4 protein-coding genes are annotated in these 6782 nt (G+C 56.8%); 2 read left to right on the top strand and 2 right to left on the bottom strand.

What is annotated here, in order from left to right; genetic code table 11:
- Positions 1–55 precede the first annotated feature (55 nt).
- Entirely contained in the window at positions 56–697 is a 642-nt protein-coding gene (gene udk / locus L977_RS05285; protein ID WP_008500855.1) for a uridine kinase, read from the bottom strand.
- Between the two features lie 343 nt (positions 698–1040).
- On the opposite strand from udk, the gene L977_RS05280 reads away from it, so the two are divergent.
- Positions 1041–4370: a diguanylate cyclase gene (locus tag L977_RS05280; protein WP_014884514.1), complete on the top strand. Its 3330-nt coding sequence runs from the start codon at positions 1041–1043 to the stop codon at positions 4368–4370.
- Here the strand turns inward: L977_RS05280 and alkA are convergent.
- Positions 4335–5207 carry a DNA-3-methyladenine glycosylase 2 gene (gene alkA / locus L977_RS05275; RefSeq protein ID WP_047625150.1) on the bottom strand — a complete coding sequence of 291 codons (873 nt, stop codon included), beginning with the start codon at positions 5205–5207 and terminating at the stop codon, positions 4335–4337. The genes L977_RS05280 and alkA overlap by 36 nt on opposite strands.
- 130 nt (positions 5208–5337) lie before the next feature.
- Here alkA and yegD point away from each other — a divergent pair, with 130 nt between their 5' ends.
- Positions 5338–6690: a molecular chaperone gene (gene yegD, locus L977_RS05270; protein ID WP_014884516.1), complete on the top strand. Its 1353-nt coding sequence runs from the start codon at positions 5338–5340 to the stop codon at positions 6688–6690.
- Positions 6691–6782: the final 92 nt, after the last annotated feature.

The raw sequence follows: 6782 nt of genomic DNA, 5'->3' as shown, positions 1-6782 counted from the left end.
TTAACATCTCAGGGTAAAACCAGGTTATCTCTGAACGGTACACAATTCGCGCGGCTTATTCAAAAAACTGGCTGATTTTCGCTTTTAAGATATCAATGGCAATGCGGTTTTTGCCTCCGCGCGGCACGATGATATCGGCGTATTGTTTGGAGGGCTCAATAAACTGCAGGAACATCGGACGGACCGTTTTCTGGTATTGCGCCATGACGGAATCCATCGAACGGCCGCGCTCGTTAACGTCTCGCTTGATGCGGCGCATCAGGCAAATATCCAGCGGGGTATCGACGAAAATCGAGAAGTTCATCGATTCACGCAGGCGAGCATCGGTCAGGAGCAGGATACCTTCAAGGATAATCACCTTTTTCGGCTCGATGCGGATCGTCTCCTGGGTGCGGGTGTGTTCTACGTAACTGTAAACGGGCAGCTCAATCGCCTGGCCGCTTTTGAGGGCTTCTAAATGCTGGAACAGTAAACTGTGATCCATTGCATTCGGGTGGTCATAGTTGGTTTTTACGCGCTCTTCCATCGACAGATGGGATTGATCTTTGTAATAGCTGTCTTCGGGAATGACGCCGATGTGCTCATCACCTACTTGTTCACGCAGTTCGCGATAAAGCGTACTGGCAATTAGACTTTTACCTGAAGCCGATGCGCCGGCGATGCCTATAATGACGCACTGATGAGACTTATCAGTCATAAATTTAGCGACCTGATTAACCTGGATGTTAAGGAAGGACGACGCCGGAGCGTCAAACGCGGCAATTATAGGGATTTCGCGGGCGTGATACCAGTCGAAAGCGCAGGTAATGCGAGACAGCCTGTAAAGTTGTGAATTGTTCCCTGAGTGAAATTTTAATGCGCGTTTTTTCAGCGTTTCACAGCGATTTTTTAACCTGTAACTATTTAATAAGTCTATGATGTCAAATTATGAGCAGTCGCCATATGAATTGTAAATTGTTTGTACTAGCATAAACCAAATTATCAAATTCACTCGTACGGACTTCTCTCCTGACGGCACGGCGTCTCTGGATAAAGCGGTAATGAATAAACAATACCAGCGGGTTTTGGTTACCACCCCACATCCTTTATTACGACTTGTCTGTCTGGGCCTGGTCACCTTTATCTTTACCTTATTTTCGCTGGAGCTTACCCGCTTCGGCACCCTGCTGGCGCCGCTCTGGTTCCCCACCGCCATCATGATGGTGGCGTTTTACCGCCACGCGGGAAAAATGTGGCCGGGCATTGCCCTGGCCTGTTCGTTCGGCAATATTCTGGCCTCGTGGATGTTGTTCTCGTGGGGGGCGATTAACCTCACCTACACCGCCATAAATGTGATTGAGGCCGTCGTCGGTGCATTACTACTGCGCAAACTGCTCCCGTGGTATAACCCGCTGCAAAATTTAAGTGACTGGATCCGTCTGGCGATGGGCAGCGCGCTGGTGCCGCCGCTGGTAGGCGGTATTCTGGTGATTTTTCTGGTTCCCGGTCCTGAGCCACTGCGCGATTTCATTGTGTGGGTGTTATCTGAATCCATTGGCGCGCTGGCACTGGTGCCGCTGGGATTACTGTTTAAACCCCACTACCTGCTGCGCCACCGTGATCCGCGACTGCTGCTGGAAACGCTGCTCACAATGGCCGTGACGTTGGCCCTGAGTTGGGCAGCCATCACCTGGCTTCCATGGCCATTTACCTGCGTGATCGTCCTGCTTATGTGGAGCGCCGTGCGCTTACCGCGAATGGAAGCGTTCCTGGTGTTTCTGGTCACCGTGATGGTCGTGTCCCTGATGATTGCCCATAACCCTGAGGCGCTGACCACCCAACACGAAGGGCCGATGATCAACGCGCCCTGGCTGCCGTTCCTGATGCTGCTTCTCCCGGCGAACGTGATGACCATGGTGATGTATGCCTTCCGTGCCGAACGCAAACACATCACTGAAAGCGAAGCGCGTTTTCGTAATGCGATGGAGTATTCCGCCATCGGGATGGCGTTAGTCAGCATTGAGGGGCAGTGGCTACAGGCCAACAAAGCGCTGTGCAATTTCCTCGGTTACAGCCAGTCCGAACTACAGTCACTCACCTTCCAGCAGCTCACCTGGCCGGAAGATTTGCACACCGACCTCGAACAGCTGGAGCAGCTGGTCAACGGCGACATCAACACCTATACCCTTGAAAAGCGCTATTACACGCGCAACGGTGAAGTGGTCTGGGCGCTGCTTGCCGTCTCCGTTGTGCGCCATACCGACGGCTCGCCGCTCTATTTTATCGCCCAGATTGAAGACATTAACGACCTGAAGCAGACCGAGTGGGTCAACAAACGCCTGATGGAGCGCATTACGCTGGCCAACGAAGCGGGCGGCATCGGCATCTGGGAGTGGGATCTGGAGCCTGACATCATCAGCTGGGATAAGCGGATGTTCGAACTGTATGAAATCCCGCCGCACATCAAGCCCACCTGGCAGCTCTGGCACGACACGATGCTGCCGGAAGACCGCGCCCATGCAGAACAGGTGCTGCGGGATTCACTGATCTCACGTCTGCCGTTTAAGCTGGAATTCCGTATCCGCGTGAAGGAAGGCGTGCGCCATATTCGCTCCCTGGCAAACCGGGTGTTGAATAAAGAGGGTGAAGTCGAGCGTTTGCTTGGCATCAACATGGACATGACTGAGGTTAAGCAGCTTAACGAGGCGCTGTTCCAGGAAAAAGAGCGTCTGCATATCACGCTCGACTCCATCGGCGAAGCCGTGCTCTGTACCGATATCGACATGAACGTCACCTTTATGAACCCGGTCGCCGAGAAGATGAGCGGCTGGCTACAAACCGAGGCTATCGGCCAGCCGGTTCTCAAGGTATTACACATCACGTTTGGGGAGCGAGGGCCGCTGATGGAGAACATCCACAGCGGGGATATGTCACGCTCAGATATCGACCAGGACGTGGTGCTGAACTGCCGCACGGGTGGAGCGTTTGACATCCATTACAGCATTACGCCACTCAGCACGCTGGATGGACAAAGTATCGGCTCGGTTATCGTTATTCAGGATGTCACCGAGTCGCGCAAAATGCTGCGTCAGCTGAGTTACAGCGCGTCGCACGATGCCCTGACCCACCTGGCAAACCGGGTCAGCTTTGAAAACCACCTCAAACGACTCCTGCAAACGGTTCGTGAGACGCGGCAGCGTCATGCGCTGGTCTTTATCGATCTGGACCGCTTCAAAGCCGTCAATGATACCGCAGGCCATGCGGCGGGCGATGCCCTGCTGCGGGAACTCTCTTCCATGATGTTAACCATGCTGCGCTCCAGCGATGTGCTGGCGCGTCTGGGGGGTGATGAGTTTGGGCTGTTGCTGCCGGACTGCAATATTGAGAGCGCACGCTATATCACCGGTCGTCTGGTCCATAGCATCAACGACTATCACTTTATGTGGGAAGGCCGCCTGCATCGAATTGGCGCCAGCGCCGGGATCACGCTGATCGATGAACATAACCACCTGGCGTCAGAAGTGATGTCACAGGCAGATATTGCCTGTTATGCCTCGAAAAACAGCGGGCGCGGCATCGTGACGGTTTACGAACCGCAGCAGGAGCGGGATCACAGCACGCGCAGCATGATGTCGCTGGACGAACAATGGCACATGATCAAAGACAATCACCTGATGATGATAGCCCGTAGCGTCGCCTCCCCTCGCATACCGGAGAGCTGTAATTTCTGGCTGATTTCGCTGCGCCTGTGGACCAGCCAGGGCGAAGTCCTGGAGGAACACGCCTTCCGTTCTGGCCTGGCAGAGCCGGAACTGCTGCACGCCCTCGACAGACGCATCTTTAGCGACTTCTTCCGGACATCTGCCGCCAGGATCGCCAGTAAAGGCATGGGGATCGCATTGCCGCTTTCGGCAGCCGGTTTAGCCAGCGTGACGCTGGTCGACGAACTCCTCGATCTTCTTGATAAAAGCCCAATGCCGGGCCGTCTGCTGCATCTGGTGATCCCTGCCGGCGTGGTGTGTGATTCGGATGAGAATCTGCAGCGGGGTTTACAAAAGCTTCGCCAGGCGGGCTGCCGCGTGATCCTCAGCCAGATAGGCCGCGACATGGACATTTTCACCCACCTGAGTCCGAACATGGCCGATTACCTGATGCTGGATGCCGAAGTCGTGAGCAACGTCTATGGCAACCTGATGGATGAGATGATGGTGACCATCGTTCAGGGCCATGCCCAGCGTCTGGGGATGAGAACCATCGCTGGCCCCTGCAACCAGCCCATCATGATGGATACGCTTTCCGGCATTGGCATTGATTTTATCTATGGTGACACCATCGCCGAGCCGCAGCCGCTGGATCTACTGCTCAACACCAGTTATTTCGCCATCAACTGACGGCGCCCAGCCGTCGGTATACCAGATGTGCAGCAGCGCGTAGGAGCGCCACGGCTGCCAGCGCTCGGCATAGCGACGAATTTGCGCAGGCGTCATCCCGGCGAAACGTTGCTTAATCAGATAATCATCAGGAAGAAACACATCTTTCGCCTGCCAGCCGCGAAGGGCGAGGTAATTTGCCGTCCAGCGGCCAATACCCGGCCGTTGTTGTAACGCCTTCATGCCTGCCTCAACGTCCTCAGGCGGCGTGAGCGGAAATGTCCCGTCGACGACCGACTGTGCCAGATGAATCAGCGATTCCGCGCGTTTGACCGGCATCCCGAGCGCTTTGAGCGCCAGCGGGTCGGCAGCCGCCAGGGCTTGTGGGGAGGGAAAGCAGACATAGCCCGGCGCATCCTTGACCGGCTCGCCGCACAGGGCGACAACGCGTGAAGCCAGTTTCGCCGCCATCGCCACGCTGACCAGTTGACCCAGAATGGCCCGCACGCCCTGTTCGTAGGCATCCATCGCCCCGGGCAAACGCAGGCCTGGCCGCGCGGCGCCGAGATCGCCCAAAGTCCGGTGGACGTCCTGCGGATCGCAGGCAAGATCGAACAGACGCCCGATACGCTCAAGGCAAAGTCCGGCCACCAGCGTTAACCCCGGGCTCAGCGTGACCTGTAGCGTATGGGTTTGCGTGTCCGGCGTAACGCGGAAGATCCCCTGACGCCCTTCACAGGCAAAACTGCGCTCGTAATAGCTTTCCGTGACCGTCTCAACCCCCGCCACCGCACGGGCGCCAAGAAAGCCAAACATCCATTGCCAGTCGTAAGGGGGGTGCCAGGTCAGGGTATACATTGTCGCTCCTTTTTTGTTCCCCTCAGGATAAACTGAAAAAGCGTGTTACGCCTTGCTTTCATATTCCTGTTGTCGCCGGACAGGCATTCCGCTAAAGTCTCGCCCCTTCTCACTGGCATGGGGATTTATTGTGTTTATCGGATTCGACTACGGTACGGCAAACTGCTCGGTTGCAATTATGCAAAACGGACAACCACAGCTCCTGAAAATGGAAAAAGAGAGCACGCTGCTGCCGTCAATGCTCTGCGCGCCGACGCGTGAAGCGGTGAGCGAGTGGCTGTTCCGCCACCATCAGGTTCCGGCGACTGCGGCAGAAACCCAGGCGCTGCTGCGCCGGGCAGTGAGCTTTAACCGCGAGGAAGATATCGACGTTACGCCTTCCAGCGTGCAGTTCGGCCTCTCTTCACTCGGGCATTACATTGAAGACCCGGAAGAGGTCTACTTTGTTAAATCGCCAAAATCTTTCCTCGGGGCCAGCGGCCTCAAGCCGCAGCAGGTGGCGGTGTTTGAAGACCTGGTATGCGCCATGATGCTGCATATCCGTCATCAGGCGCAGACGCAGGTCCCCGAGACGATTACCCAGGCCGTGATTGGCCGCCCGATCAACTTCCAGGGGCTGGGCGGCGATGAGGCCAACCAGCAGGCGCAGGGGATCCTTGAGCGCGCGGCGCACCGGGCAGGCTTTCGCGACGTGGTGTTCCAGTATGAGCCGGTTGCGGCGGGGCTGGACTTTGAGGCCACGTTGACGGAAGAAAAACGGGTGCTGGTCGTGGATATCGGCGGGGGTACAACGGACTGCTCGCTGCTGCTGATGGGGCCGCAGTGGCATCACCGCCGCGACCGTGAAAATAGCCTGCTGGGGCACAGCGGCTGCCGCGTGGGCGGTAACGATCTGGATATCGCCCTGGCATTCAAGAGCCTGATGCCGCTGCTCGGCATGGGCGGGCAAACGGAAAAAGGCATCGCCCTGCCGATCCTGCCGTGGTGGAACGCGATTGCCATCAACGACGTCCCGGCGCAGAGTGATTTTTACAGTACCGCCAACGGCCGCTTCCTGAATGACCTGATGCGTGACGCGCAGGACGCCGATAAAGTCGCCCTGCTGTATAAAGTGTGGCGTCAGCGCCTGAGCTACCGCGTGGTACGCACCGCCGAAGAGAGCAAAATTGCCCTTTCAAACCGCGCTGAACATGCGGTGTCCTTGCCATTTATCAGCGACGATCTGGCCACGGCGATTTCACAGGAGGGGCTGGAGACCGCGCTCGCGCAGCCGCTACAGCGCATACTGGAACAGGTGCAACTCGCGCTGGAGAACGGCAAAGAGAAGCCGGACGTCATCTACCTGACCGGCGGAAGCGCCCGTTCACCGCTGATCAAAAAAGCGCTGGCGGAACAGTTGCCGGGTATTCCAATTGCCGGTGGAGATGACTTTGGCTCCGTTACCGCGGGGCTGGCGCGCTGGGCGCAGGTGATGTTTAGCTAGTGCCGCGGTGCCGGGTGGCGGCTTCGCCTTACCCGGCCTACAAAACCCTCGAACCGTAGGCCGGGTAAGCGAAGCGCCACCCGGCAAAAAAA

The sequence above is a fragment of the Enterobacter sp. ZOR0014 genome (assembly GCF_000798855.1).
In the GTDB taxonomy this organism is placed as follows: domain Bacteria; phylum Pseudomonadota; class Gammaproteobacteria; order Enterobacterales; family Enterobacteriaceae; genus Enterobacter; species Enterobacter kobei.
Note: the sequence above shows the minus strand (reverse complement) of the source record. Positions and strands in the feature narration are given on the sequence as shown.

Coding starts and splice junctions, on each gene's coding strand:
- alkA (WP_047625150.1), bottom strand. CDS start 5,207: ATGTATACCCTGACCTGGCACCCCCCTTACGACTGGCAATGGATGTTT.
- L977_RS05280 (WP_014884514.1), top strand. CDS start 1,041: ATGAATAAACAATACCAGCGGGTTTTGGTTACCACCCCACATCCTTTA.
- udk (WP_008500855.1), bottom strand. CDS start 697: ATGACTGATAAGTCTCATCAGTGCGTCATTATAGGCATCGCCGGCGCA.